2 protein-coding genes are annotated in these 1310 nt (G+C 74.4%); both read right to left on the bottom strand.

What is annotated here, in order from left to right; genetic code table 11:
• On the bottom strand, positions 1–438 hold a 438-nt coding region (locus VR45_RS40840; RefSeq protein WP_045945041.1), incomplete at its 3' end, for a beta-ketoacyl synthase N-terminal-like domain-containing protein.
• Between the two features lie 10 nt (positions 439–448).
• On the bottom strand, positions 449–1310 hold an 862-nt coding region (locus VR45_RS47720; protein ID WP_045945040.1), incomplete at its 5' end, for an acyl carrier protein.

The following is a 1310-nucleotide window of genomic DNA, read 5'->3' as shown; positions in this document are numbered from 1 at the left end:
CTTCAGGGTCTGCGGGTTGATCCCGGCGCTCTCCAGCGCCTGCCAGGACGCCTCCAGCATCAGCCGCTGCTGCGGATCGATGCCGTGCGCCTCGCGCGGGGTGATCCCGAAGAACGCCGGGTCGAAGTCGGCGGCGTCGTGCAGGAATCCACCGGAGCGGGTGTAGGTCCGCCCGCTCTTCCCCGGCTCCGGGTCGTACAGGGCGTCGACGTCCCAGCCGCGGTCGGCCGGGAACTCGCCGATCACGTCCTCGCCCTTGACCACGATGTCCCACAGGTGGTCGGGGGAGGACACGCCGCCGGGCAGCCGGCAGCTCATGCCGACGATCGCCACCGGCTCGTGCCGCCGGTTCTCGGCCGCCTGCAACCGGCCCCGAGTGGCGTGCAGCTCCTCGGAGACCGCCTTGAGGTACTTCAGCAGTTCTTCTTCGGTGGGCATGGGTTCACTCTCAGATCGGGTCGGTGGTGGCTTCGTCGCCGGACACGGAGATGCCGAGGCTGTTGGTCACGAAGTCGAGGACTTCGGCGGCGCTGGCCGAGGCGAGGCCGGCCGGGGCCTCGGCCGCCGTCTCGGACGGGCCGCCGCTCCACGGCTCCGACAGGTCGCGCAGGGTCTCGGTCAGGGTGGTGCGCTGGGCGCCGGTGAGGTCCAGCGCGGCGAGGTGCGTGCGGATCCTGGCCAGGTCGGCCAGCACCCGTTCGTAGTCCGGCTCTCCGGCGTCCGCGGCTTCGGCGGGCGCCGGGGCGAGGCGGTCGAGCAGATGGTCCGCCAGCTCGCGCGGGCTGGGGTGGTCGAACACGGCCGTCACGCCCAGCTTCAGGCCGGTCCGGTCGTTGATCCGGTTGCGCAGCTCGACGGCGGTCAGCGAGTCGAAGCCGAGATCGCGGAAGGCCCCCTCGGGGGAGACGCCGTGGGCGTTCCCGTAGCCGAGGACGTGTGCCACGTCCGCCAGGACCAGACCGAGCACCAGCTCGCGCCGCTGCTCGGGCGACAGCCCGCCCAGCCGGTCGGCGAGGGACTCCTCGGCGACGGCGGTGACTCCCGCCGCGGCCGCCCGGCGACGGGGCGCCGGCACCAGGTCCCGCAGCAGCGGTGGCGCGCTGTCCGCGTCCAGCGCCGCCGGGTCGACGGCGACCGGGACGACCACCGGCCGCGTGCCGAGCAGGGCCCGGTCGAACGCCGCCAGCCCTTCCTCGGTCGAGGTCGGCCGCAGACCCGTCCGGGCGATCCGGCCCAGGTCGGCCGCCGCCAGGCCCGCCGTCATCCCGCTCGCCTGTGCCCACAGGCCCCAGGCGAGGGCGGTGGTGGGC

Origin of the sequence: Streptomyces sp. NRRL S-495, assembly GCF_000966955.1 — a bacterium.
Classification (GTDB): domain Bacteria; phylum Actinomycetota; class Actinomycetes; order Streptomycetales; family Streptomycetaceae; genus Kitasatospora; species Kitasatospora purpeofusca.
This window is presented reverse-complemented; position numbering and strand designations above follow the sequence as displayed.